This is a genomic window from Streptomyces sp. LaBMicrA B280, assembly GCF_049222185.1.
GTDB lineage: Bacteria > Actinomycetota > Actinomycetes > Streptomycetales > Streptomycetaceae > Streptomyces > Streptomyces murinus.
Genome location: NZ_JBMJCT010000014.1, coordinates 51,522 through 75,400 on the forward strand (window position 1 = coordinate 51,522; position 23,879 = coordinate 75,400).

General features: G+C 72.8%; 21 protein-coding genes and 4 pseudogenes. 17 read left to right on the forward strand and 8 right to left on the reverse strand.

Translation table 11 applies throughout. From position 1 onward, the window contains the following. Positions 1-116: 116 nt before the first annotated feature. Positions 117-722: a TetR/AcrR family transcriptional regulator gene (locus ACLF5H_RS14680; protein WP_421676518.1), complete on the reverse strand. Its 606-nt coding sequence runs from the start codon at positions 720-722 to the stop codon at positions 117-119. Positions 723-843: 121 nt separating this feature from the next. Here ACLF5H_RS14680 and ACLF5H_RS14685 point away from each other — a divergent pair, with 121 nt between their 5' ends. Beyond that, positions 844-2,403, forward strand: a complete 1,560-nt coding sequence (locus ACLF5H_RS14685) for a cytochrome P450 (protein ID WP_421676519.1) — start codon at positions 844-846, stop codon at positions 2,401-2,403. Between the two features lie 495 nt (positions 2,404-2,898). Here ACLF5H_RS14685 and ACLF5H_RS14690 read toward each other — a convergent pair whose 3' ends face one another. Further along, complete coding sequence (locus ACLF5H_RS14690) at positions 2,899-3,753, reverse strand: pentapeptide repeat-containing protein (RefSeq protein ID WP_421676520.1); 855 nt, start codon at positions 3,751-3,753, stop codon at positions 2,899-2,901. A 209-nt stretch (positions 3,754-3,962) separates the two neighbouring features. On the opposite strand from ACLF5H_RS14690, the gene ACLF5H_RS14695 reads away from it, so the two are divergent. Beyond that, entirely contained in the window at positions 3,963-5,117 is a 1,155-nt protein-coding gene (locus ACLF5H_RS14695) for a glutathione-independent formaldehyde dehydrogenase (protein WP_421676521.1), read from the forward strand. Positions 5,118-5,172: 55 nt separating this feature from the next. Here ACLF5H_RS14695 and ACLF5H_RS14700 read toward each other — a convergent pair whose 3' ends face one another. Next, positions 5,173-6,474 carry an alpha/beta fold hydrolase gene (locus ACLF5H_RS14700; protein WP_421676522.1) on the reverse strand — a complete coding sequence of 434 codons (1,302 nt, stop codon included), beginning with the start codon at positions 6,472-6,474 and terminating at the stop codon, positions 5,173-5,175. A gap of 469 nt (positions 6,475-6,943) precedes the next feature. Here ACLF5H_RS14700 and ACLF5H_RS14705 point away from each other — a divergent pair, with 469 nt between their 5' ends. The 4 genes and pseudogenes from ACLF5H_RS14705 to ACLF5H_RS14720 all read left to right on the forward strand — a co-directional run bounded on the left by ACLF5H_RS14705 (position 6,944) and on the right by ACLF5H_RS14720 (position 11,066). Beyond that, positions 6,944-7,699, forward strand: a complete 756-nt coding sequence (locus ACLF5H_RS14705; protein ID WP_421676523.1) for a (Fe-S)-binding protein — start codon at positions 6,944-6,946, stop codon at positions 7,697-7,699. Next, a pseudogene (locus tag ACLF5H_RS14710) lies at positions 7,696-9,194 on the forward strand (lactate utilization protein B). Before ACLF5H_RS14705 ends, ACLF5H_RS14710 begins: the two are co-directional and overlap by 4 nt. Then, complete coding sequence (locus ACLF5H_RS14715) at positions 9,191-9,835, forward strand: LutC/YkgG family protein (RefSeq protein WP_421676524.1); 645 nt, start codon at positions 9,191-9,193, stop codon at positions 9,833-9,835. The pseudogene ACLF5H_RS14710 and the gene ACLF5H_RS14715 overlap by 4 nt, the downstream one beginning before the upstream one ends. Positions 9,836-9,911: 76 nt before the next feature. Continuing rightward, positions 9,912-11,066 carry an ABC transporter ATP-binding protein gene (locus ACLF5H_RS14720; RefSeq protein ID WP_421676525.1) on the forward strand — a complete coding sequence of 385 codons (1,155 nt, stop codon included), beginning with the start codon at positions 9,912-9,914 and terminating at the stop codon, positions 11,064-11,066. Positions 11,067-11,093: 27 nt separating this feature from the next. Here the strand turns inward: ACLF5H_RS14720 and ACLF5H_RS14725 are convergent, their stop codons facing one another. From ACLF5H_RS14725 to ACLF5H_RS14735, 3 genes are read right to left on the reverse strand one after another with little or no spacing between them, the layout of a single operon-like run. Then, complete coding sequence (locus tag ACLF5H_RS14725; protein ID WP_421676526.1) at positions 11,094-12,029, reverse strand: ABC transporter substrate-binding protein; 936 nt, start codon at positions 12,027-12,029, stop codon at positions 11,094-11,096. Next, positions 12,026-12,697: an ABC transporter permease gene (locus ACLF5H_RS14730; protein ID WP_421676527.1), complete on the reverse strand. Its 672-nt coding sequence runs from the start codon at positions 12,695-12,697 to the stop codon at positions 12,026-12,028. The genes ACLF5H_RS14725 and ACLF5H_RS14730 overlap by 4 nt, the downstream gene beginning before the upstream one ends. Then, positions 12,694-13,374: an ABC transporter permease gene (locus ACLF5H_RS14735; RefSeq protein ID WP_145484434.1), complete on the reverse strand. Its 681-nt coding sequence runs from the start codon at positions 13,372-13,374 to the stop codon at positions 12,694-12,696. Before ACLF5H_RS14735 ends, ACLF5H_RS14730 begins: the two co-directional genes overlap by 4 nt. A gap of 197 nt (positions 13,375-13,571) precedes the next feature. Between ACLF5H_RS14735 and ACLF5H_RS14740 the strand changes: the two genes are divergently transcribed. The 9 genes and pseudogenes from ACLF5H_RS14740 (at position 13,572) to ACLF5H_RS14780 (ending at position 20,711) form a co-directional block, all read left to right on the forward strand. Beyond that, the gene (locus ACLF5H_RS14740; RefSeq protein WP_421676528.1) at positions 13,572-14,429 is read left to right on the forward strand and encodes an AAA family ATPase; all 858 of its coding nucleotides are present in this window, start codon (positions 13,572-13,574) and stop codon (positions 14,427-14,429) included. After that, the gene (locus ACLF5H_RS14745) at positions 14,426-15,778 is read left to right on the forward strand and encodes a vWA domain-containing protein (RefSeq protein ID WP_421676529.1); all 1,353 of its coding nucleotides are present in this window, start codon (positions 14,426-14,428) and stop codon (positions 15,776-15,778) included. The genes ACLF5H_RS14740 and ACLF5H_RS14745 overlap by 4 nt, the downstream gene beginning before the upstream one ends. Positions 15,779-15,892: 114 nt before the next feature. Beyond that, positions 15,893-16,861 carry a pyridoxal-phosphate dependent enzyme gene (locus ACLF5H_RS14750; RefSeq protein ID WP_421676530.1) on the forward strand — a complete coding sequence of 323 codons (969 nt, stop codon included), beginning with the start codon at positions 15,893-15,895 and terminating at the stop codon, positions 16,859-16,861. Positions 16,862-17,005: 144 nt separating this feature from the next. Then, a complete protein-coding gene (locus ACLF5H_RS14755; RefSeq protein ID WP_421676531.1) occupies positions 17,006-17,458 on the forward strand; it encodes a hypothetical protein in 453 nt (150 codons plus the stop codon). 61 nt (positions 17,459-17,519) lie between these two features. Next, on the forward strand, positions 17,520-18,173 hold the full coding sequence (locus tag ACLF5H_RS14760) for an RNA polymerase sigma factor (protein ID WP_421676532.1): 654 nt from the start codon (positions 17,520-17,522) through the stop codon (positions 18,171-18,173). Continuing rightward, a complete protein-coding gene (locus ACLF5H_RS14765; protein ID WP_421676533.1) occupies positions 18,170-18,520 on the forward strand; it encodes a hypothetical protein in 351 nt (116 codons plus the stop codon). The genes ACLF5H_RS14760 and ACLF5H_RS14765 overlap by 4 nt, the downstream gene beginning before the upstream one ends. Before the next feature lie 66 nt (positions 18,521-18,586). Further along, a pseudogene (locus ACLF5H_RS14770) lies at positions 18,587-19,210 on the forward strand (pirin family protein); the annotation flags it as partial. An 87-nt stretch (positions 19,211-19,297) separates the two neighbouring features. Beyond that, positions 19,298-19,723: pseudogene (locus ACLF5H_RS14775) on the forward strand (pirin-like C-terminal cupin domain-containing protein); the annotation flags it as partial. Positions 19,724-19,928: 205 nt separating this feature from the next. Beyond that, positions 19,929-20,711: an IS5 family transposase gene (locus tag ACLF5H_RS14780; RefSeq protein WP_421676534.1), complete on the forward strand. Its 783-nt coding sequence runs from the start codon at positions 19,929-19,931 to the stop codon at positions 20,709-20,711. On the opposite strand, the gene ACLF5H_RS14785 is transcribed toward ACLF5H_RS14780, so the two are convergent. After that, complete coding sequence (locus tag ACLF5H_RS14785) at positions 20,677-21,153, reverse strand: hypothetical protein (RefSeq protein ID WP_421676535.1); 477 nt, start codon at positions 21,151-21,153, stop codon at positions 20,677-20,679. The two genes, ACLF5H_RS14780 and ACLF5H_RS14785, sit on opposite strands and share 35 nt — an antisense overlap. Before the next feature lie 292 nt (positions 21,154-21,445). On the opposite strand from ACLF5H_RS14785, the gene ACLF5H_RS14790 reads away from it, so the two are divergent. After that, entirely contained in the window at positions 21,446-21,823 is a 378-nt protein-coding gene (locus ACLF5H_RS14790) for a hypothetical protein (protein ID WP_421676536.1), read from the forward strand. A 284-nt stretch (positions 21,824-22,107) separates the two neighbouring features. Here the strand turns inward: ACLF5H_RS14790 and ACLF5H_RS14795 are convergent. Continuing rightward, positions 22,108-22,781, reverse strand: a pseudogene (locus ACLF5H_RS14795) (HNH endonuclease family protein). An 823-nt stretch (positions 22,782-23,604) separates the two neighbouring features. Here ACLF5H_RS14795 and ACLF5H_RS14800 point away from each other — a divergent pair. Further along, positions 23,605-23,838, forward strand: a complete 234-nt coding sequence (locus ACLF5H_RS14800) for a hypothetical protein (RefSeq protein WP_421676537.1) — start codon at positions 23,605-23,607, stop codon at positions 23,836-23,838. The last annotated feature ends 41 nt before the right edge of the window (positions 23,839-23,879 follow it).

A 23,879-nucleotide genomic window follows, 5' to 3' on the forward strand; every position in this document is an offset into this window, starting at 1 on the left:
ATCGGAGATCGAGGCGCACGCCAACCAGGCACCCCGGGCAGATGCCGCCGCTTCACCGGGCGCGGCGGGGCCCAGCCGTTCGCGCCTCAGCCGTTCGCGCCTCAGCCGTTCGCGCCTCAGGCGATGGCGCCCAGCAGCGCGCGTGCGCACAGGTCGCGCACCTGCTCCCGGCTCAGCTCGCCCGCCCGCAGCCACTCCAGGCAGACGGCGGTGGTGAAGGCGAGCCAGCCGCGCACGGCGAGGCGCAGATGCGGGGCGCCCTCGAGGACCGGCCCGAACTCGGGGTCGGCCGCGAGGGCGGCGAGGATCTGCTTCTCCTGTGCGGCCAGGGCCCGTTGATAGACCTTGCGTACGGCCTGGTCGCCCGCGGCGTCGGCGCGGTGGAAGGCGCGGAAGCCATGGGCGTGGGCCTCGACGTAGCCGAGGTAGGTGTCCAGCCCCGCAGTCAGCTGCTCGCGCGCCGGCACGCCCGGCTCGGCCGCCGTCATGCGCAGCATCCGCTCGCTCTCGCGCTCCACGACCGCCGCGAAGAAGTCCCGCTTGTTCGGGAAGTAGTGGTACAGCAGCCCCCGGGACACCCCGGCGAGATCGGCGACCTGCTCGATCCACACCTCGTCGTACGGGCTCTCCGAGAACAGCCGCGCGCCGACCGTCAGCAGCTGCTCACGGCGTTCGCCGGTGCTGAGGCGGCGCCGGGCGCGTTCCCCCTGGTTCGCGGGCATGGCGTCACTTTACTTGACGTCGGTTCAACAAGCGGACCAGACTGAGGCCGTTGTTGAATCCACGTACAACAGGCGTGCGCCGGGGGCTCGACGGCCCGCCGGGTCAAGGGAGATCGGCGTCATGGCGCAGACGACGGAGAGCGCGCGGACCACGGACGCGGCCGGGGAGCCGCGGCTGCCGAAGGGCTTCCGTAGCGCCGAGCTGGGGTGGCCGGAACTGGACCGTGTCCCGCATCCGCCGCGCCGACTGCCGCTGCTCGGCGATGTGGTGGGCGTCGACCGGCGCAGGCCCGTCCAGGACTCGATGCGCCTGGCGCGCGAGCTGGGGCCCGTTTTCCGGCGCCGGATCTTCAACAAGGAGATCGTGCTGGTGTGGGGGGCGGGGCCGGCCGCCGATCTCGCCGACGAGTCCCGGTTCGCCAAGCATGTCGGGCTCGGCGTGGCCAACCTCCGGCCGATCGCCGGGGACGGGCTGTTCACCGCGTACAACCACGAGCCCAACTGGCAGCTGGCGCACGACGTCCTGGTGCCCGGGTTCAGCCGGGACGCGATGGAGGGCTACCACGGGATGATGCTGGCGGTCGCCGGGCGGCTGACCGACCGCTGGGACCGGGAACTGGCCGCGGGGCGGGCGGTGGACGTGCCCGGGGACATGACCAAGCTGACCCTGGAGACGATCGCGCGGACGGGGTTCGGGCACGATTTCGGCTCCTTCGAGCGGGACCGGCCGCATCCCTTCGTCTCGGCGATGATCGGCACGCTGACCTACGCCCAGCGGCTCAACTCCGTGCCCGGCCCGCTGGCCCCGCTGCTGCTGCGCGGCGCGGCCCGGCGCAACGCGGCCGACATGGCGTATCTGAACCGCACGGTCGACGCCCTGGTCGAGGAGCGGCGCGGGTCGGGTGGCGGTGCCGGGGATCTGCTGGACCGGATGCTGGCCACGGAGCATCCGTCGACCGGTGAGAAGCTGTCCGCGCACAATGTCCGCCGCCAGGTCATCACCTTCCTGGTCGCCGGGCACGAGACCACCTCGGGCGCGCTCTCCTTCGCCCTGTACTACCTCGCCCGGCACCCGGACATCGCCGCGCGGGCGCGCGCCGAGGTGGACCGTGTCTGGGGTGACACCGGGCGCCCGGGCTACGAGCAGGTGGCCAAGCTGCGCTATGTGCGGCGGGTCCTCGACGAGTCGCTCCGGCTGTGGCCGACCGCGCCCGCGTTCGCCCGTGAGGCCCGCCGGGACACGGTGCTCGCCGGGGACCATCCGATGCTCCGGGGCGCGTGGGCCCTGGTCCTCACGCCCATGCTGCACCGGGACCCCGCGGTCTGGGGCGAGCACGCGGAGGACTTCGACCCGGACCGCTTCACCCCGCAGGCGGTACGCACCCGCGCCCCGCACACCTTCAAGCCCTTCGGCACGGGGCTGCGCGCCTGCATCGGCCGCCAGTTCGCCCTCCACGAGGCCACGCTCGTCCTCGCGCTCCTCCTCCGCCGCTACGACCTCCACGCGGACCCCGCCTACCGGCTGAAGGTGACGGAACGGCTGACCTTGATGCCGGAGGACTTCCGGCTACGACTCTCCCGCCGTGCGCTGCCCGTACGGACGGCGGAGCGGGAGATCGACGGCACTCCTGGAGACGGCTGCCCGGCGCATGCGAACGAGGGTGTGGAGGGCGGGGGTTGAGGGATCCGGCCTCGGGTGTGCCTCGGATGTGGGTCGCCCGGGGTACGGCCGGGTGCCGGAGGCGACGGCTCGGCGACGGTCGGCGTGACGCGGGATCCGGGAGATCAGAGGGATCGGAGTGGTGTCGGGACGGGCAGGGGCCGGTTCGGGTACCTTCGGCGGCCCCGTGCGGGGCGACCCGTGCGGGCGACGCCGGACCGGGCCGCTGCGGGAACGCTGGCGGAGCCCCGGTGCCGCGTCGTCGGGTCGCGCGCCGGACCGGCGGCCACGGCACCCGGCCACCCCGCGCACCTGTCGGCGCGTCAGCTCGGGAACGGGTCGGGGGCAGCGGGGCACGCCTGTTGTACGGCGGGTGGGAAACCGCCGGACCCCAACGGCCGCCGAGCCATGTCCACCACCTGCCACCCCGCCGCCCGCCGACGACACTCCGCCGCGACCACGGCGGCACCCGGTCACACCGCTCCCGGTGCCCCGGACGCTCCCCCGGCGTCGGCGTTACTCCCCCGCCGCCGTCCAATGTCCCGGCCGGTTCAGCGTCGTCGGCAGCTTCGTTGCCGTGTTTCCCCTCGCGGCGTTCAGCTGCGGCTGGGTGAGGAAGAAGGCGCCGGTCAGGTCGGCGTCGGAGAGGTCGGCGTCGCGCAGGTCGCTGCCGATCATGTCGGCGTCGCGCAGATCCGCGCCGGTGAGGTCGGCGGCGATGAGGTAGGCGCCGCGCAGGGTCGCCCCGCGCAGGTCGGCGCCCCGGAGCCGGGCGCCCATCAGATCCGCGCCCCGGCGGTCCTTGCCCTTGCCGCCCTTCTTGCCCTTGCCACCGGCCGCTCGGGCCCGCACCAGTTCGCTGGTGCGCAGCAGCAGGACGTTGATCTCCGAGCGGTGCGCGGCGACGTCCAGCGCGGCCAGGTCCTCGGCGGGCAGCAGGGTGAGGCGTTCGGTCTCCGTCAGTGCCCGGCGCAGCTCGGGGTGGAGTGACCGGGCGGCGGGCAGGGACAGCGCCTCGGTCAGGTACCAGAGCAGCTCGTGCAGCTGTCGTACGACGGGAAACACGTCGGACATCCGGCGGGCCAGGTCCTTGGGCGCCGTACGCCAGTCCTGTCCGTCGAAGGTGTGCCGTGAGACCTTCTGGCCCGCGCCGAAGCAGTCGTAGACGGTGCAGCCGGTGAAGCCCTTGTCCCGCAGCCGGGCGTGGATGCCGCAGCGGTGGTCGGCGGCGAGGTTGGGGCACGGCCTGCCCGCGGGCTTGTCGAGCGCGAAGTCGGCGGACGCGGCGAAGGGCAGGGCGACACAGCACAGCCCGAAGCAGCTCGCGCAGTCCCCGCGCAGCTCCGGGAGGCCGGCTGTCTGATCTGGCATGAGCACAGCCTACTTGCGCCGACCAGCCGGAATCCGGGCCCGCCCGGCCGGGGGTTGCGGCCCCCGCCGGACGGGAGTTACCTGGAAGTACCGGCGGTGAAGCGCGCGCACGGGGGCTCCGGCACGTACCGGGGGCCCGGGCCGGCGCCTGCTCCCGGCGGACCTGGCTCGCCGCCGTCGTCCAGCGTTCCACGCGGAGGTGACCCAAGGTGAAAGCCGTCGTCTACGAAAAGCCGTTCAGCGTGGCGGTGCGAGACGTCGATGATCCGCGGATCGAGCACCCCAACGATGTGCTCGTACGCGTCACGTCGACCGCGATCTGCGGTTCCGACCTGCATATGTACGAGGGCCGCACGGCGGCCGAGCCGGGCATCGTCTTCGGCCACGAGAACCTCGGGGTGATCGAGGAGATCGGCAGCGGGGTGACCTCGCTGTCCGTGGGCGACCGTGTCGTGATGCCGTTCAACGTGGCCTGCGGTTTCTGCAAGAACTGCCTCGCCGGGGAGACCGGCTTCTGTCTGACGGTGAACCCCGGCTTCGCGGGCGGCGCCTACGGATATGTGGCCATGGGCCCGTACGAGGGCGGTCAGGCCGAGCATCTGCGGGTGCCCTTCGCCGACTTCAACTGTCTGAAACTGCCGCCGGGCGAACAGTTCGAGACCGACTTCGTGCTGCTCGCCGACATCTTCCCGACCGGCTATCACGGCTGTGAGCTGGCCCAGGTGGCCCCCGGTGAGAGCGTGGCCGTCTACGGCGCGGGTCCGGTGGGTCTGATGGCCGCCTACTCGGCGCTGCTGCGCGGCGCGTCCCAGGTGTTCGTGGTGGACCGGGTGCCCGAGCGGCTGGCCAAGGCCAAGGAGATCGGGGCCGTCCCCATCGACTTCACCAAGGGCGACCCGGCCGAGCAGATCAGGGCGCGGACGCACGGCGAGGGCACGGACAAGGGGGTGGACGCCGTCGGCTACCAGGCCCAGGCGCATGACGACACCAGCCACGAGGAACCCGCCATCGTCCTGAACGCGCTGGTGGAGACGGTACGGGCGACCGGCAGGCTGGGCGTGCCGGGGCTGTATGTGCCGTCCGACCCGGGCGGGCCCGACGAGCACGCCAAGCACGGCCAGCTCCTGGTCTCGATCGGCAAGATGTTCGAGAAGGGCCAGAAGATGGGCACCGGCCAGTGCAATGTGAAGCGGTACAACCGCCAGCTGCGCGATCTGATCATCGCCGGGCGGGCCAAGCCCAGCTTCGTGGTCTCCCATGAGCTGCCGCTGGACCAGGCACCGCAGGCGTACGAGAAGTTCGACAAGCGGATCGAGGGCTACACCAAGGTCGTACTGCACCCGGGACACGCGCTCGCCGCGTGAGGTCCCGCCGTACCAGGGGTCCGGGCGCCCGCACGGGGTGCCCGGACCCGCCGTGTCACACCTCGTCCCGGACCACCGCGAGGAGCCGGTCGAGCACCCGGGGCGCGCCGCTGCGCAGCCCGTCGTGCTCGTACTCGTCGGTGACCCAGGTGCGCAGCCCGCGGATGGCGCGGGCGGTGTCCAGCGAGTGGCCCGCGTCCACGTACATGTCGTCGTGGTAGACGGCCGCGGCGACCGGGACCTCGTTGGCGGCGAGGCGGTCGCGGTCGTACAGCGGGGTCCAGTCGGTGCGGGCGGCCAGCAGTTCGGCGGTCTCGCGCAGCGGGCGCAGGGCGGGGTCGGTCTCGAACATCCAGGGGTGGATGGTCTCGCCGGTGAACAGCAGCGGCTCGTCACCGGCGAGCGTCTTCGCGGCGTCGAACCGGGGGAACTCGGCGCGGACGCGTTCGGCGGCCCAGGCGGTGGGGCGGGCGTCCTGGCCGTAGATCGACTCGTGCACGAGGGCGTAGAGGGGGTGGCCCGCGAACGAGAGCAGGCTCTGGACCTGCTCCTGGAAGGCGTCCGCCAGTTCGGGCCCGGCCGGGGTGCGGACGAACGCGTCCGCCAGGAGGTGGTGCAGGCGGTGGCTGCCGTCGCCGCCGCCGAGCATCAGGCCGAGGGACTGGAACGCCTCGACGGTGAGGCGGTAGCCGTTCGGCAGGACCACGTCATGGGTGAGCAGGTGGTCGGCGATGCGGCGGGCCCGCTCGATGTCCTGCGGGTACCGGGCGTAGTGCGCGGTGACCTTGCGTTCGATGCGGGGGTAGGCGGCGCGGTAGACGTCCTCGGCGTGGGCGTCCAGGGCGGGCAGTCCGCCGGTGATCAGGGCGGTGTCCAGGCCCTCGGGGGCGAGCGAGAGGTACGACACCGTGCAGAAGCCGCCGAAGCTCTGGCCGAGGACGGTCCAGGGGGCGCCGCCGGTGACCTCGGCGCGGACGGCCTCGCAGTCGCGCACGATGGAGTCGGCGCGGAAGTGGGCGAGGTAGTCGGCCTGTGCGGCCGGGCCGCCGCGCCGCGGGAGGGTCTGCCGGGTGGCGGGCGTGGAACTGCCCGTGCCGCGCTGGTCGAGCAGCAGGACGCGGTACTCGTCGAGCGCGCGGTCCAGCCAGGCCTGCCTGCCGATGAAACGATTCGCTCCAAAGCCGGGACCGCCCTGGAGGTACAGCAGCCAGGGCAGTTCCTTGTCCGCCTTGTCCCCCGCGACCACCTCCCGCGCGTACAACTCGATGCGCTCGCCGCCGGGATCGGCGTGGTCGAGCGGCACGGTGAACCGGCGATCGGTCAGGACGACGCCGGGCTGGCGGTAGCTGATGCTCAACGGGTCTCCCGGGAGGGGTGGGGTGGACGGGTCAAGTTCAGCACATGGGCGGTGCGCCGGGGCGGACGGGTGCCGGGCCGCCGCAGCGTGCGGTCGCGGCGCGTCGGCGCCGGGGGCGGCAGGGGCGGCAACACGACGCTCTTCCGATCTGGGGCGGCAGGGGCGGCAGGGGCGGCAGGGGCGGCAGGGGCGGCAGGGGCGGCAGGGGCGGCAGGGGCGGCAGGGGCCGGAGTACCGGAAGGCGCCCTCCGCGATGTCCTCCAGCGCCTCCGCGCCGGGGACCGCCTCAAGCGCGTCCCCGACGGTTCCCCGTGCGCGGGAGGGAGACCATCCGCGACGTCGCACCGCTGGACCCGGTGCCCTCCGCACATGCCAGGGCGCGCGCCACGCGCCGGATCCCCGGTCCGCGCCACCGCCCCCGAGGAGACTAGGCTGCATCGCGCCCCGTGATCCCTCCCGAGGAGCCGCGATGCGTGTCGCCCTGTTCCTGACGTGTGTCAATGACACGCTCTATCCGGAGACCGGGAAGGCCGTGGTGAAGCTGCTCGCGAGGCTGGGGGTCGAGGTCGAGTTCCCGCTGGGGCAGACCTGTTGCGGGCAGGCGCACTACAACACCGGGTACCGGCACGAGGCGGAGCCGCTGGCGCGGCGGTTCGCGGAGGTGTTCGGAGAGTACGAGGCGATCGTGACGCCCTCCGGCTCGTGCGGGGCGATGGTGCGGGAGCTGTATCCCCGGATGGGCGAACGGGCCGGGGCCGAGGGCCGCGGGGACTCGCTCGCGCGGACCCTCGCGCCGGTGGTGCCGAGGACGTACGAGCTCACGGAGTTCCTCGTGGACGTGCTGGGCGTGACGGACGTGGGCGCCTGGTATCCGCACACGGTGACCTATCACCCCACCTGTCACGGCCTGCGCAGCCTGGGCCTCGGGGACCGGCCGCGCCGCCTGCTTACGGCGGTGCGGGGGCTTGACCTGGTGGAACTGCCGGGCGCGGAGGAGTGCTGCGGGTTCGGCGGCACCTTCGCCGTGAAGAACGCCGCCGTCTCGGCCGCGATGGGCACGGACAAGGTACGCAACGCTGAGTCGACCGGCGCCGAGGTGCTGTGCGCCGCCGACAACTCCTGTCTGATGCACATCGGCGGCACCATGACCCGGCTCCGGGCGGGCATCCGGCCCGTCCACATCGCGGAGATCCTGGCGAGCACGGAGGAGGACCCGGCGCTGTGAGCGGCACATTCGTCGGCATGCCGGCCTTTCCCGAGGCCGCGCGCACGGCCGTGGACAACCCGACCCTGCGCGGGAATCTGCGGCACGCCACCCGCACCATCCGGGCCAAACGCGCCGCGGCCGTCGCCGAGTTGGCCGACTGGGCCGAGCTGCGGGAGGCGGGCCGCCGGATCAAGGACCACACGCTGCGCCATCTCGACCGCTATCTGGAGCAGTTGGAGGCGGCGGTGACCGCGGCCGGTGGCACGGTCCACTGGGCCGAGGGCGCCGACGAGGCCAACCGGATCGTGGCCGAACTGGTCAGGGCGACCGGCGAGTCGGAGGTCGTCAAGGTCAAGTCGATGGCGACCCAGGAGATCGGGCTGAACGAGGCGCTGGAGGCCGAGGGCATCCGCGCCTACGAGACCGATCTCGCCGAGCTGATCGTGCAGTTGGGCAAGGACCGCCCCTCGCACATCCTCGTCCCGGCCATCCACCGCAACCGCGGCGAGATCCGCGACATCTTCACGCACGAGATGGCCGCCTGGGGCCGCCCCGCCCCCGAGGACCTGACCGACACGCCCGCCGATCTCGCCGAGGCCGCCCGGCTGCATCTGCGGGAGAAGTTCCTGCGGGCCGAGGTCGGCATCTCCGGCGCCAACTTCATGGTCGCCGAGACCGGCACCCTGGTCGTGGTGGAGTCCGAGGGCAACGGACGGATGTGCCTGACCCTGCCCAGGACGCTGATCTCGGTCGTCGGCATCGAGAAGATCGTGCCCACCTGGCGCGACCTCGAAGTCTTCCTCCAGACCCTCCCCCGCTCCTCCACCGCCGAGCGGATGAACCCGTACACGTCGATGTGGACCGGCACGTGGGACGAGGACGGCCCGCGCGCCTTCCACCTCGTGCTGCTCGACAACGGCCGCACCGACGCCCTCGCCGACCGGGTCGGCCGCCAGGCCCTGCGCTGCATCCGCTGCTCGGCCTGCCTCAACGTCTGCCCCGTCTACGAGCGGGCCGGCGGACACGCCTACGGCTCGGTCTACCCGGGCCCCATCGGCGCCATCCTCACCCCCCAGCTCCGGGGCACCGCGAGCGAGATCGACGCCTCGCTGCCGTACGCGTCGAGCCTGTGCGGCGCCTGCTACGAGGTGTGCCCGGTCGCCATCGACATCCCCGAGGTGCTGGTCCATCTGCGCGAACGGATCGTCGAGGGCGGCCCGGCGGTGCGGCGCGGCAACAAGGTGGTGCTGCGCCCGGCCAAGGGGCACGCGGCCGAGCGCGCCGCGATGCGGGCGGCCGCCTGGGCGTTCGGGCACCCGGGCGCTGGGCGTTCGGGCACCCGGGCGCCCTGCGCACCGGCCAGCGGCTCGCCGCCCGCTCCCGGCGGCTGCACCCCCGTACCCTGCCGGGCCCCGGCCGGGCGTGGTCCGGCACCCGGGATCTGCCGACCGTGCCCGCGGAGCCGTTCCGCGACTGGTGGCAGCGCACGCGCGGCGGAAAGGACGGCAAGTGAACAGCAGGGAGCGGATCCTGGGCTGGGTGCGGCGGGCGCTCGCCGACGTGCCCGCGGACGAGCGGCCGTACGAGGAGGCCGTGCTCCGGGAGTATCTGCGCGAGCACGGGACGCGGACGGTCGAGGAGACGGTCGATCTGCTGGCCGAGAACCTCGCGGACTACCGGGCGATCGTGCATCGCGCCGACGCGGCGGATCTGCCGCTCCTCATCACCCGGCTGCTGGCCGTGCAGGGCGCCGAGGAGGTGCTGGTGCCGCCCGGGCTGCCCGCTGACTGGCTGGCGGCGGCCGACCCGGTGCGGGTCTACGACCGGGCGGACCTCACCCCGCAGCGCATGGACCGGGTCGGCAGCGTCGTGACCGGCTGCGCCGTGGCGATCGCCGAGACCGGCACCATCGTCCTCGACGGCTCCCCCGACCAGGGCCGGCGCCGCATCTCGCTGATCCCCGACCACCACATCTGCGTGGTCCGCGTCCCTTCGCAGGTCGTGGCGTCGGTGCCGGGGGCCCTCGAACGCCTCGACCCCACCCGCCCGTTGACCTGGATCTCCGGCCCCTCGGCCACCAGCGACATCGAGCTGGACCGGGTGGAGGGCGTCCATGGGCCGCGCACGCTGGAAGTGATCCTGCTGGACGACTGAACCGGCGGACGAAAACCACCGGTACGGCGCCCGGCGTCGCCGCGCGTCGCACCGGCGGGGCCGTTAGCGTGAGGACATGATCCGGTTCGAGCAGGTCACCAAGCGCTACCCGGACGGTACGACGGCCGTGGACGACCTCTCCTTCGAGGTGGCCGAGGGTGAGCTGGTGACGCTGGTCGGCCCCTCGGGCTGCGGCAAGACGACGACCATGATGATGGTGAACCGGCTGATCGAGCCGACCTCCGGGCGGATCAGCGTCGACGGCGAGGACATCGCCGCGGTCGACCCGGTGCGGCTGCGCCGCCGTATCGGGTACGTCATCCAGCAGGTGGGCCTCTTCCCGCACCGCACCGTGCTGGACAACACGGCGACCGTGCCCGCGCTGCTCGGCTGGAAGCGGGCGAAGGCGCGGGCCAGGGCCGCCGAGCTGCTCGACCTGGTGGGCCTCGACCCGAAGACGTACGGGCCGCGCTATCCGGAGCAGCTGTCCGGGGGACAGCGCCAGCGGGTCGGGGTGGCGCGGGCGCTGGCGGCGGACCCGCCGGTGCTCCTGATGGACGAGCCGTTCGGCGCGGTCGACCCGGTGGTGCGCGAGCAGTTGCAGGACGAGTTCCTGCGGATGCAGGAAGCGGTGCGCAAGACGGTGCTGCTGGTCACCCATGACATCGAGGAGGCCGTGCGGCTCGGCGACCGGATCGCCGTGTACGGGCAGGGCCGTATCGAGCAGTTCGACACCCCGGGGGCGGTGCTGGGGGCGCCGGCCACGCCGTACGTCGCCTCGTTCGTGGGCGCGGACCGGGGGCTGAAGCGGCTCTCGGTGACCGCGATCGAGCCGGACGATCTCCAGCAGCCGCCGGTGGCCCGGCCGGACGAGCCCGCCGAGCGGGCGCGGCGGCGGCTGAGCGAGCAGGGCGCGCGCTGGGCGGTGGTGCTGGACGAGCGGGGCGATCTGCACGGCTGGGTCGGGGTGGCGGATCTCGCGGCGAGCGGCACGGTCGGGGAGTTCGGCCATCGGATGACCGCGTGGGTGCCGGTCGGGGCGCCGCTGAAGCAGGCGTTCGGGGTGATGCTCCAGCACGACGCCGGGTGGGTCGCGGTGCTCGACGGGGCGCGCTTCCTCGGGGTGCTGACCCCGGCGAAGCTGCACGAGGCGCTGCGCCGCTCGGTGGACGCGGACGCGCGGGGCGTGGCGCGCGGGCAGGTGCCCTTCGACTCCGTGTCCGACGCGTGAGCCCGGTGCCCGCGGACCCCGGAGGGCCTATGTGAGCAGGCCCTTGTCCCTGAGGTAGGCGCGGGCCACGTCGGCGGGGAGCCGGCGCCAGTCGTCGACCTGCTCGTTCAGGTCGGCCAGGTCCGAGGTGGTGAGGACGTCGTTGAGCCGCCCGAGGGCCTTGGTGACTCCGGCGCCGCCCGCGCGGGCGCGGTTGACGACCGGGACCACGTAGTCGGCGTTCTGGAGATGCCGGTCGTCGGCGAGCAGGACCAGGCCGAACTGGTCGAGGGTGGCGTCTGTGGTGGTCGTCAGCACCATCTGGTCCCGGCCCTGCTGCACCGCCCGCTTGGCCGGGGTGGTGCCGACGCCCTTGGGGTCGACGCCGGTGACGTCGATGCCGTACTCCTGTCTCAGGCCGGGTGCGCAGTACGGCCGTTGCACGCATTCGTCGCCCGCCGCGAGCCGTACCTTCAGGCCCGAGGCGCCGAGATCGCTGAGCGTCTTGAGGTGGTACCGGCGGGCGTAGTCGGCGCTCACCGCGAAGGCGTTCTGGTCGACGGCCCGGCCCGGGGGCAGGACGGTGAGTCCCCGGGGGGCGGCGAGCGCGCGCAGGGCGTTCATCGTGGCGTCGAGGTCCGGTGAGCCGACCGGTTTGGCGTCGGTGCCGTGGATCTTGGCGTTCAGCCAGTCCGCGAAGGTGGCGGCGAACTCGGGCACGACGTCGATCTGGCCGGACTCCAGGGCGGGTTCGTACAGCTCCCGGTTGGAGACGGTGAGGACGGAGGTCCGGTACCCGGCCCGGTTCAGCAGCTGGGCGTACATCTGGGCCAGCAGATCGCTCTCGGTGAAACCGGCCGAGCCGATGGTCAGATGGTGGCTGTCCCCCGGCGGCGCGGTGACCCGGCCGCGGTTCTCCAGGGAGGGGCCGGTGGCGCAGCCGGTGAGGGCGAGGAGCACGAGCAGCCACGGGACGCGTCTCATCGCCCTCCCCTCGCCCAGGCGGGGCCCAGCCGTTCGGCGATCTCGAAGCCGCCCTCCACGAGGAGCGCGAACACGGCGACCAGCAGGGCGCCCGCGACCACCTGGGGCGTGCTGGCGAGGTTGAACCCCGCGGTGATGATCCGGCCGAGCCCGCCGCCGCCCGCGAGCGCCGCGATGGTGGCGGTGGCGACGAGTTGTACGGCCGCGATCCGCACCCCGTTCATCAGCAGGGGGAGCGAAAGGGGCAGTTCCACGTGAAACATCAGCTGTCGGCCGGTCATGCCCATGCCCCGGGCCGCCTGGACGACCCCCCGGTCGGCCTCGCGCATCCCGACATAGGCGTTGGTGAGCAGCGGCGGCACCGCGAACAGCACCAGGGCGACGACGGTGGGGCCCTCGCCCCAGTTGCCGACCGGGGTGAGGAGCAGCAGGACCAGCACGGCGAAGGTGGGGACCGCCCGGCCGGCGTTGGAGATGTTCACGGCGAGCGCCCCGCCCCGGCCGAGATGGCCGAGGACCAGGGCGACGGGCAGCGCGATCAGACAGCTCAGGACGAGGCAGACCACGGTGAGCAGAAGGTGCTGGAGCAGCCGGTGCCACACTCCGTTGTCGCCGGACCAGTGCGCGGGGTCGGCGAGCCAGTCCCAGGTGGCGGTGAGGGTGCTCATGCGCGTGCCGCCCTCGTCCAGGGGGTGATCAGCCGCTGGACGCCGAGCAGCAGCAGGTCCGCGGCGATGGCGATCAGTACGCAGAGCACGGAGGCGGTGAGCACCTGGGCCTTGAAGTAGGTGTTCATGCCCGCGTAGACGAGGTTCCCGAGGCCCCCGTAGCCGACGATCGCGCCGACCGTGACCAGGGAGACCGCGGAGACGGTGGCGATGCGCAGCCCGGCCATCGCGGCGGGCAGGGCGAGGGGCAGTTCGACGGTGAGCAGCAGCCGGATCGGGCCGTAGCCGAGGCCGCGCGCCGCCTGCCGGGTCTCCTCCGGGACCGCGCGCAGGCCCGCGAGCAGATTGCGGACCAGGAGGGTGAGCGAGTACAGCACCAGACCGGCGACGACGAGGGTGGCGGAGAGGCCGTAGAGGGGCAGGAGCAGGGAGAACATCGCGAGGGACGGGATGGTGTAGAGGATCGTGGTGAGGGCGAGCACCGGTCCGGCGGCCCAGCCCCAGCGGCGGGCCAGCACCGCGAGGGGCACCGCGATGAGCAGGCCGATCAGGACGGACAGGGCGGTCAGCTGGAGGTGCTGGACGACCGCGTCGAGCAGGATCCCGCGGCGGCTGCTCAGATAGGCGCCGCAGATCCACTCGTTGCGCGCGAGACAGTCGTCGGGGGCCGCGGTCACGGGTCCATTGGACCGGCGGGCGGGGCGGGGTGCGCGCGGTGGGGGGCCGTACGAGGGAGGGGGCGTACGAGGGAGGGGGCGTACGCCCCCCCCAGCCGGGGTTCCTGCGTGACAGGGGTGCTGAACAAGCGCTTAGATAGGAGGGCTCGGGTGGCATTCCGCGCCCGGCTCTCCCCCGACCCCGCCGGAGGCCCCCGTTGTTCACATCCGTCGACGACGTCTCCGCCCGCCTCGCCGGGACCGGCTACCTCGCCTCGCCCGCGGTGGCCACCACCGTGTTCCTCGCGGCCCGACTGGGCAAGCCGCTGCTGGTGGAGGGCCCCGCCGGGGTCGGCAAGACCGAACTGGCCAAGGCCGTCGCCCGGGTGGCCGATGCCCGGCTGGTGCGGCTCCAGTGCTACGAGGGCGTGGACGAGTCCCGGGCCCTGTACGAGTGGAACCACGCCAAGCAGCTGCTGCGCATCAGCGCGGGCCGGGACGAGAGCTGGGACGAGGCACGGACCGACATCTTCAGCGAGGAGTTCCTGCTGCCGCGCCCGCTGCTGACCGCGATCCGCGGCGACGAGCCGACGGTGCTCCTGATCGACGAGACCGACAAGGCCGACGTCGAGATGGAGGGCCTGCTCCTTGAGGTGCTCAGCGACTTCCAGATCACGGTGCCGGAGCTGGGCACGGTCACCGCGACCCGCCGTCCGTTCGTCGTGCTCACCTCCAACGCGGGCCGGGAGCTGTCCGAGGCGCTGCGCCGCCGCTGCCTGTTTCTGCACATCGGCTTCCCGGAGGAGGAGCTGGAGCGGCGGATCGTACGGCTGAAGGTGCCGGGCCTGCCCGCGGCGCTGGCGGAGTCGGTCGTCCGGGTGGTCGGGGCGCTGCGCGCGATGGACCTGCGCAAGGCGCCGTCCGTCGCCGAGACCGTCGACTGGGCGCGCACCCTGCTGGCGCTGGGCGCGGACACCCTGGACGAGACGGTCGTACGGGACAGCCTCGGGGTGATCCTCAAGCACCAGGAGGACATCCAGAAGGCCGCGGCCAAGCTCGACCTGGACGCGCTGTGACGGACCCCGCCGAGCGGATCACCGGCCTGGTCGGGGCGCTGCGGGCGCACGGGGTGCGGATCGGCACCGGGGAGACGGTGGACGCGGCCCGCGCGGCCGAGGCGCTGGGGCTCACGGACCGGGAGCTGCTGCGCGAGGGGCTGGCCGCGACCCTGCTGCACGGCCCGGCCCAACGCGCCGTGTTCGACCCGGTCTTCGACCTCTACTTCCCGCGCGGGGTGGGCGCCCCGGACACCGGCCCCACCGACCGCGAGAGCCTGCGCGACCGGCTGGCCGAGGCACTGGCGGCCGACGACCGCGCGCTGCTGGCCCAGTTGGCGGCGCAGGCGGTCGACGGGTTCGGCGGATACGGGAGTTCACCGGGGTCGGACGGCTGGTCGGCGTACCAGACCCTCGAACGGCTGCGCCCGCAGACCCTGTTGGCACGGGTGCGGGCGGACGTACGGGCCGGGGCGGGCGTCGGCGGTGACTTCGCCGACCGGTTGCTGGACGACGAGATCCGGCGCCGTATCGAGGAGTTCCGGCGGCTGGTCGGCGCGGAGGCGCGACGCCGGGTGGCCGAGCGGCGCGGGCGGGACGAGATCGCCCGGCGCGCGGTGCGCCCGACGGCCGACCGGGTCGACTTCCTGTTCGCGGGCAGGGACCAACTGGCCGAGCTGCGCAGGGCGGTTCAGCCGCTGGCGCGCAAGCTCGCCACCCGGCTCGCCGCGCGCCGCCGCCGGGCCGCGCGCGGCACCGTCGATCTGCGCCGCACCCTGCGCTCCTCGCTGTCCACGGGCGGCGTCCCGATGCGCCCGGTGCTGCGCAGGCGCCGTCCGGTCCGCCCCGAACTGGTGCTGCTCTGCGATGTGTCCGGCTCGGTGTCGGGCTTCTCCGACTTCACGATGCTGCTGGTGCAGGCGCTGCACGACCAGTTCAGCAAGGTCCGGGTGTTCGCCTTCGTCAACCGGCTCGACGAGGTGACCGGACTGCTCGACCACGGCCGCGCCGACCCCGAGGGCCTCGGCGCCCGCATCCGCGAGGAGGCCACGCTCACCGGCTGGCACGGCAGCAGCGACTACGGCATGGCGCTGGGCGAGTTCACCGAGCGGTACGGCGCCGCGGTCGGCCCGCGCACCACGGTGTTCGTGCTCGGCGACGCCCGCACCAACCAGAGCGACCCGAACCTGCCCGCGGTCCGCGAGATCGCCCGGCGGGCCCGGCGCGTGTACTGGCTGAACCCGGAGCCGGCCGGCCAGTGGGGCACCGGGGACTCGGCGGCACCGGCGTACGCGGACCTGGTGGAGATGCACGAGTGCCGTACGGCGCGGCAGCTCGGGGAGCTGGTGGGGCGGCTGCTGCCGGTGTGAGGGAGGGACGTACGGGACCTGCGGAGTGACGTACGGGACCTACTGTGATCGACTGATCGTCGTATCGCCGTCACCGCACCGAGGGCCCCCGCCCTCCTCTCCCGAGGATCAGCCATGACGCATCCGCCCGTGCCGCTCGGCACCTTCCCCACCCCGCTCGAACCGGCGCCCCGGCTGGCCGCGGCGCTGGGGCTCGGCCCGGAGGACCTGTGGGTCAAGCGGGACGATCTGACCGGTCTGGGCGGGGGCGGCAACAAGATCCGCAAGCTGGAGTGGACGGTGGGCGCGGCCCTCGCCGAGGGCGCGGACACGCTGGTGACCACGGGCGCCGCGCAGAGCAACCACGCCCGGCTGACCGCCGCCGCGGCCGCCCGGCTGGGGCTTGACGCCGTCCTGGTGCTGCGCGGCGCCCCCGGTGCCGCCCGCTCCGGGAACCTCGCGCTCGACGGGCTGTTCGGGGCCCGGCTCGCCTGGGCGGGCGAGGTGGACCAGGCGGGTCTGGACGCGGCCGCGGCCGAGGTGTGTGCCCGGCTGCGCGCGGACGGGAAGCGCCCCGCGCTGATCCCGTTCGGCGGGTCCGGGGTCCTGGGCGCCCGGGGCTACGCGCGCTGCGGCGAGGAGCTGCGCGCGCAACTGCCCGGACTGCGCACGGCGGTGGTCGCGCTCGGTTCGGGCGGCACCATGGCGGGCCTCGTCGCCGCTCTCGGCACCGGATGCGTCCTCGGCGTCGACGTCGGCGCGCTGGCCGACCCGGCGGCCGCGGTGGTGGCGTTCGCCGCGCCGCTCACCTCGGAGGAGGTCCTGGCCGAGCGGCTGCGGGTGCGGCGGGACCAGGTGGGCGCGGGGTACGCGGCGCTGACGGAGCCGGTGGCGCAGGCCCTGCGGCTGGCCGCGCGCACCGAGGGGATCGTGCTGGACCCGACGTACACGGGCCGGGCCCTGGCCGGGCTGGCGGCGGCGGTGCGCGACGGCGACGTACGTCCTGGCGAGAAGACCGTGTTCGTGCACACCGGGGGGCTGCCGGGGCTGTTCGGTCATCCGGCGGCGGTGACGGCGGCGGAAGAGGGCGCGGGGACTTACTGAGGGGGCGGACCCGGGGGTGAGCGAGGCGGTGAGGGGCGCCCGAAAAATTCTCGGCCGGGACCCGCAACCCCGACCGGGGTCGGACGTCTGTCCAGGTGGAGGCCTCCACTTCGACCAGTTGTCCGACCAGCCCTGAAGGAACCCATGTCCGCACATCGTGTCCCCCGCCCGCTCCGCGCCCGCAAGCTGCGCACCGTCCTCGGGGTCTCCGCGCTGGGCGCGGCACTCGCCGTCACCGGCACCGTGGCCGCGCAGGCCGCGCAGTCCGACCACCACGCCGCGGCGACGCCGAAGCCGGTGCCGTCGACCCCGACGCGCACGGCGACGCCGAGCCCCGTGCCGTCGGTCCCCGGCGGTACGGCGACCCCGCGCCCCGTCCCGTCGGTCCCCGGCGGTACGGCGACCCCGCGTCCCGTGCCCTCGGTCCCGGGCGGAACGGCGACCCCGCGCCCCGTCCCGTCGGTTCCGGGCGGTACGGCGACCCCGTCGCCCGTGCCCGCGCCGCCGCGCTCCGCGTCCCCGTCGCCGGTGCCGTCGACGCCCGCACATCCGCACCACGGCCCGGCCGTTCCGGCGCCGGTTCCGCCGCAGCACTGAGGTAGGGCGGGTGCGGGGAGCCGCCACAGGGCGGTTCCCCGCGCCCGGTCCCGGGAGATCCATGACGACAGCCACACCACCGGCGGCCCTGCCCTGGGAACGGGCCGCAGGCGCCCGACTCCCTTCCTTCCGGCGGGGATTCACCCGGCTCCTCGCCCGCGTCGGCATGGACGCGGGCACCGTGTCCGGGCCGCGTCCCCCGGCCGCGGGGGCGACCGCCCCCGAACCCCCGCCCGGGATCGAGGAGTTGTACCACCACCGCAGGTTGCCCCTGGTGCGCCTCGCGGTGCTGCTGGTGGACGACCTGCCCACGGCCGAGGACGTCGTGCAGGACGCGTTCACCGCGCTGTTTCGCCGACACGGCCACCGGCTCGCCGCCCTGGACGACCCGGAGGCGTATCTGCGGACCAGTGTGGTCAACACGGCCCGCTCGGTGCTGCGTCGGCGCAGGACCGTACGGGCGCACCCCCCGGCGCCGGAGGGCCACGCGCCCGCGCCGGAGGAGGACGTGCTCATCCATGAGGACCACCGGGAGGTGCTGGCGGCGCTGGGCACCCTGACCCGGCGCCAACGGGAGGTACTGGTGCTGCGCTACTGGTCGCATCTGACGGAGGCCGAGATCGCGGCGACGCTCGGTCTGTCGAGAGGGGCCGTCAAGTCCACGGCCAGCCGGGCCCTGGACGCGCTCGGCCGGCGTCTGGAGGGTCTGCGATGAACAACTCCCCCGTCGACGGATCCGTCCGGGAACCCGTCGAGGAACGGCTGCGCGCCGCCCTGGCCGCCCGCGCGAACGCCGTCGGACCGGCCGATCTGCGCCCCCTGCGCCCGCCGGTCGACGCGCTCAGGGCCCGCCGCCTGCCGCTGCGCGGCACCGTGGTGGGCTTGCTGGCCCTGGCGGCGGTGGCGGCCCTCGTCCTGTTCACCCTCCACGGCGGCGGGAGCCGCCCGGCACCCCCGGCCCACCATCCGCGGCCGACCGTCGGCACTCCCTCACCGATGCCGAGTTCCGCGTCGCCCACGCCCGTGGCGAGCCCTTCCGCCCCGGCTCCGCACCCGCGGTGAGCGCGATGGCGAATTGCACCCGTGCGCGCTCACCGGTCCGGCGTCGGCACCGCTAAGTTGGGCGGCATGAGCAACCTTGACCGCGCGCCCGAGCCGACCGTCTGCGGTGGCCGTGGATTCGTCGTCGCCGAACCCGTCCGCGAGCTGCTGAGCCCCCGCCAGGTCAAGCTGGGGGAATCGACCGAGGTGCGCAGGCTGCTGCCGAACCTCGGCCGCCGCATGATCGGCGCGTGGGCCTTCGTCGACCACTACGGCCCGGACGACATCGCCGACGAGCCCGGCATGCAGGTCCCGCCGCACCCCCACATCGGGTTGCAGACGGTCAGCTGGCTGCACGAGGGCGAGGTGCTGCACCGCGACTCCACCGGCAGCCTCCAGACGATCCGGCCCCGGCAGCTGGGCCTGATGACCGCGGGGCGCGCGATCAGCCACTCCGAGGAGAGCCCCCGCCCGCACGCCCGTCTGCTGCACGGCGCCCAGCTGTGGGTGGCGCTGCCCGACGCACACCGGTACACGGAGCCGAAGTTCGAGTTCCACGCCGAGCTGCCGACGGTCACCGCGCCGGGCCTGACCGACACGGTGCTCCTCGGCGACCTCGACGGCTCCGTCTCCCCCGGCACGGCCTACACCCCGATCGTCGGCGCCGACCTCGCCCTCGCCCGGGGCGCCGAGGTCCGGCTGCCCCTGGACCCCGACTTCGAGTACGACACGGTGCTCCTCGGCGACCTCGACGGCTCCGTCTCCCCCGGCACGGCCTACACCCCGATCGTCGGCGCCGACCTCGCCCTCGCCCGGGGCGCCGAGGTCCGGCTGCCCCTGGACCCCGACTTCGAGTACGGCGTCCTCGCGATGTCCGGCGAGGTCCATGTGGACGGCGTACCGGTGCTGCCCGGCTCGATGCTCTACCTCGGCTGCGGCCGCTCCGAACTCCCCCTGCGCGCCGAGTCCGACGCCGGGGTCATGCTCCTGGGCGGCGAGCCCTTCGCCGAGGAGCTGATCATGTGGTGGAACTTCGTCGCCCACTCCCAGGAAGAGATCGTACAGGCTCGCGAGGACTGGATGAAGGGGGTTCGTTTCGGCGAGGTGAAGGGCTACGACGGGGCTCCGCTGCGCGCACCGCAGCTGCCGGAGGTGCCGCTTAGAAGCCGTCGTCGTACCGATCACGGTGAGCATCGGTTCGATGGGTGCGCCTCGGGCGGGTGATCCTCACCGGGTGCGCGCATGAAAACAGGGCCTCCTGGTCAGCTCGGGATTGTCGAAGCCCGAAGCCCAGGAGGCCCTGGTGTCTCAGTCTTGCGCTGTCCTGCCCGCAGAGTCCAACTCGGTTCCCCGGTCGTGTGATTGCCTCGCTCACCAGTTCGGGAACGCGGCCGACCGTCCCGAACGTGCACGGACCTATCCCTCCGACATGACCGACGCCGAGTGGGCCCAAGTTCGGGTGTCGCTGCCCGTGCCGGGATGGCTGGAGGGCCGGGGCGGGCAGCCGGAGGGCTACTGCCACCGGCAGATGATCGACGCCGTGCGCTATGTAGTCGACAACGGGATCAAGTGGCGGGCGATGCCGGCCGACTTCCCCGCCTGGGACCGGGTCTACGCCTTCTGGCGCAGGTGGCGGGACAAGGGCTTCACGCGCGAACTGCACGACCGGCTCCGTGATCGCGTCCGCGAGGCCGCAGGACGCGACCGGGAGCCCACCGCGGGCATCATCGACGCACAGTCCGTGAAGGCCGCCGCCTCCGTGCCCGCCGCGAGCCGAGGCTTCGACGGCGGGAAGAAGGTCAACGGCCGCAAGCGACACATCGTGGTCGACACACTCGGGCTCCTGCTCGCCGTGATGGTCACCGCTGCCTCGGTCACCGACCGCGAGGCCGGGCAGACGGTGCTGGCCGCACTGCGCGAGCGGCACTGGCGGATCACCCTCGTGTGGGCGGACGGCGGCTACACCGGAAAACTCGTCGACCTCGCCCGAAGCGTCCTCGGCTTCGCGTTGACGGTGGTCAAGCGCACCGACGACGCTTCGGGCTTCGTCGTGCTCCCGAAGAGGTGGCTGGTCGAGCGGACGTTCGCGTGGCTGATGAGCTCACGCCGCCTGGCCCGTGACTACGAGGCCCGCACCGACAGTTCGGAGGCCATGATCTGGTGGTCGATGAGCATGGTCATGAGCCGACGCCTCGCCCGTCGACGCTGCTGAACATCCCCGGGCTCTCCTCGGTCAGCCAGCCTCGCGCGGCCAGGCGCTTGGTCTTCGACCGGACACCCTCGACCTTCGCGGGAACCGGTTCCAAGCCCAACGCCGAGGCGAGCTGCCGGCAGTCCACCGCCTCGTCCCGCTCCACGAGGATTTCCATGATGCGCCGGTAGTCCGGCGCGAGGATGGCGGCGTCGAGCCCTGCCCGCCACACCGGCACCACCGAGCCGGGCACCGCACCCGCGACCGGCACCGGCCGGTCGGCGTCGACATTCGGCGCCTGTCCGCGCTCATTCGGCTCCGCCAGGACCTGCCAGACCGTTTCACGGGCGATCACGAATCGCTGCCAGACGGCTTCCGCCTCCCGGAGTTCCGCCTGGAGATCCTCAACCCGCTGCCGGGCCGCACGCTCCCGCTCCTCCAACAGCCCCATCACCGACGGCATCAGGCACCTCCACCGAACAGACGACACGACACGTCATCCCTGCCGCAGAGACGCCGTCCTCACTCCCGACCAGCGGTAACTCAGCGATCACCTTCGGCACGACAACGGCTTCTTAGTGGCTCAACACATGCATTGCAGGATGGTCAGCAAGCGCGTCGCCGAGGACATCCACGAGCGCGGGCTGCTCGTTGGCGATCTGTTAGTGGGATCCTGAAAGATCATCAAGTGGCAGCGATATCAATATCGTTGTCCTCCGATGAACAATCGTGCCACTAGTGTTGTGGAGTCAACTGTGAACTGGTCCAGGAAGCTGGCGGGTACCGCCTTGGCCGCCCTGTCCGCCCTGCCGTTGTCCCTCGCAGGCGGAGTCCAGCCCGCGAGCGCTGACACCCGGGGTTCGTGCCCCTATCCGTACGTCTGCGTCTACAGCAACAACTCGGCCAGTGGCAGCCCTTCCGCCATGTACCGCGATATCACCAGCAACTACCAGACGGTCACCCCCCGCGACCCCTTCAGCATCATCAACACCCGAAACGATGACACCGTCTACGTCCTTTACGTCTACGGTGGCCAGATCACTTCCGACTGCCTGGCGCCCAACGGGGGCTTCTACAGCACCTCCAACACCACGATCGCCGGCATCCGCATCGACGACCGGTCGTACTGCTGACGCCGGAAAGCGCAGGGGGCCCGGAATCGCCAATCGCCGAGCCCTATCGATCGTCCTACCGAGCGCGACCGCCTCGGTCCAGCACCCTGCACGTCCTCTGGCGCCGCATCGGCACCCACGACATCCTCACCGGTCCTGAGCCGAGCTCGATGTCTGCTTGCCAACGGTCCAGACACCGGCGCAGGCTCAGCACCCGCTGACGGTGGTGCTGTTCGTGCTCGCTCCTGAGGGTGCGGGGGCCGGTCGTGCAATCGGGAAAACGACTACACGGCCGGCCGGTTCGGTTACCTGGCCAGCGTTACGGTGAACGGGGTGTTGGGGCACTGGTCGAGCTGGTCGGCCAAGGCCTCGTGCTCGCCCTCGTCGACGGTCAGGCCCCAGCGGGTCTTGTCTGCCACCCAGTCGGTCACGTACGTGCACCGGTAGCCGGAGGCAGCCAGGTGGTGGGGTCCTGGTCCCCTTTCGACCGGTTCGAGGCAGCCGACACCGCGATCAACGCGCGCTGGTCCCCGAGGTCGTTGGCGTAGGCCTCCCGCACGGCCGCGGTCCATGCGGAGGCGCCCGAGTCCCATGCCTCGGCGAGCGGGACCAGGTGGTCGATGTCCAGACCGCTCGGGCCGGAGATGTAGCGGTCGTCGTACGGCGAGTACCACTGCCCGCCCGTGAGCGTGCACTTCGCGCCCTGTACCGGGGCGACGACCGCCTCGGTCTTGAGGACCTCCGCGCGGGTGTTGCAGCCGTCGTGGTCGGCGTCGATCCAGTGCTTGAACTTGCTGCGCTCATAACCGCTGCGGTCCTCCGCCCTCACCGGCAGCTCGGCGAGAGCGTCACGGACCTGCAGGGTCACCGTCTGACCTGCAGTACGGGAGGGCGGTGCCGCCGTAGCCGTGTGGGCGGCGGCCGGGACGAGGATGGTGCTGAGGGCGGCGGCGTAGCGGCGCCGAGGCGGCGTTGACATCAATGAGTGCCGGGCATCTGCGATCGCAGGTGCGTACGCAACTCTGTACACGAAACCTCGCCCTCGCGCATCTATAGGTGCGTTAGGGTGGGGTTGCAGCCTTCGTTGCAGGCTCAGTAAAAGCATCGGGGCCCCCGTCCTTGGCCGACGAGAGCCCCGTGCCCGCGTTTGACGCCGTCGCCAGCTCAGGGCTATGGAGCTGGGGGCGGCGTCAGTGGTAGGGCCAGATCCACGTGTGGATCATCTGCCCCAGCCAGAACGCCGTGGCCGCTGTCGGAGCCATCCAGAGTCGGGTGCGCCGACGCACCCTCTTCCAGTTCACCGCCTTTGGCCGTTTGTGCTTGCCCATCGTGTCCCCTTCGGGGTAGTGGGACCGGCGTCTTGGCTGCCGAGCCCCGGGCCCGAGGACCCGCCAGGCGCGGCCCCTCCGAAGGTTCGCTCTGGGAAGCACTGAACAACCTACACGGTGTCAGAGACAGCCACGGGCCGTTGAGGGATGGCAAGTTGACCTCGGCATCACACAAGGCCAGCTACGCCGTCAGCACAGCGTTACCCGGCCGGGCGGCCGGGTAACGGGCTGGTCGCATGCAAAGCGTGAACATGCCCATCTTTGGCTCTTCTTCATCGAGATCCCAACAGGCAGGGCGGCCGGACGGCCGGGTAACCCGGTGTGCACAAGGTCCACGATTATCCAAACTCATGATGCTCGTCACACTCTTCTCATGGCCCCTGCGCACACGGATGTTCCTCGGCCTACGGGACAGCGGGGAGGACCCCTATGAGACGGTCCAGCCGCATGTAGAGCGCAGGCCCGGGGGAGGCGTTGGAGACAGAGTTGGGCGCCCGTCTCCAGCCGTTCCAGGACCGCTACGACCAGGCCGTGGCGCAGGGCGACACGGACGGGCTCGCCGGGCTCTGTGGGGGCAAGCACGGCCGCTGGGGGCGGATCTGCGTGCTGCCCGACGGGCACGAGACCTCGATGGAGGAACCGCACTGGGGCCGCGACGGCGAGGGCCGGCCGATCGCGTGGGTGGGCAGCGCCCCCGACGACTGGTGAGCGGCGGCGAGAGACGCGACAGGACCCCGGGGCGCAGGGCG

What these genes read in the sequence shown, in the direction of transcription:
- ACLF5H_RS14680 (WP_421676518.1), bottom strand. Translation starts at nt 722, where the DNA reads ATGCCCGCGAACCAGGGGGAACGCGCCCGGCGCCGCCTCAGCACCGGC.
- ACLF5H_RS14685 (WP_421676519.1), top strand. Translation starts at nt 844, where the DNA reads ATGGCGCAGACGACGGAGAGCGCGCGGACCACGGACGCGGCCGGGGAG.
- ACLF5H_RS14690 (WP_421676520.1), bottom strand. Translation starts at nt 3,753, where the DNA reads ATGCCAGATCAGACAGCCGGCCTCCCGGAGCTGCGCGGGGACTGCGCG.
- ACLF5H_RS14705 (WP_421676523.1), top strand. Translation starts at nt 6,944, where the DNA reads ATGCGTGTCGCCCTGTTCCTGACGTGTGTCAATGACACGCTCTATCCG.
- ACLF5H_RS14720 (WP_421676525.1), top strand. Translation starts at nt 9,912, where the DNA reads ATGATCCGGTTCGAGCAGGTCACCAAGCGCTACCCGGACGGTACGACG.
- ACLF5H_RS14725 (WP_421676526.1), bottom strand. Translation starts at nt 12,029, where the DNA reads ATGAGACGCGTCCCGTGGCTGCTCGTGCTCCTCGCCCTCACCGGCTGC.
- ACLF5H_RS14730 (WP_421676527.1), bottom strand. Translation starts at nt 12,697, where the DNA reads ATGAGCACCCTCACCGCCACCTGGGACTGGCTCGCCGACCCCGCGCAC.
- ACLF5H_RS14750 (WP_421676530.1), top strand. Translation starts at nt 15,893, where the DNA reads ATGACGCATCCGCCCGTGCCGCTCGGCACCTTCCCCACCCCGCTCGAA.
- ACLF5H_RS14755 (WP_421676531.1), top strand. Translation starts at nt 17,006, where the DNA reads ATGTCCGCACATCGTGTCCCCCGCCCGCTCCGCGCCCGCAAGCTGCGC.
- ACLF5H_RS14760 (WP_421676532.1), top strand. Translation starts at nt 17,520, where the DNA reads ATGACGACAGCCACACCACCGGCGGCCCTGCCCTGGGAACGGGCCGCA.
- ACLF5H_RS14765 (WP_421676533.1), top strand. Translation starts at nt 18,170, where the DNA reads ATGAACAACTCCCCCGTCGACGGATCCGTCCGGGAACCCGTCGAGGAA.
- ACLF5H_RS14780 (WP_421676534.1), top strand. Translation starts at nt 19,929, where the DNA reads ATGACCGACGCCGAGTGGGCCCAAGTTCGGGTGTCGCTGCCCGTGCCG.
- ACLF5H_RS14785 (WP_421676535.1), bottom strand. Translation starts at nt 21,153, where the DNA reads ATGCCGTCGGTGATGGGGCTGTTGGAGGAGCGGGAGCGTGCGGCCCGG.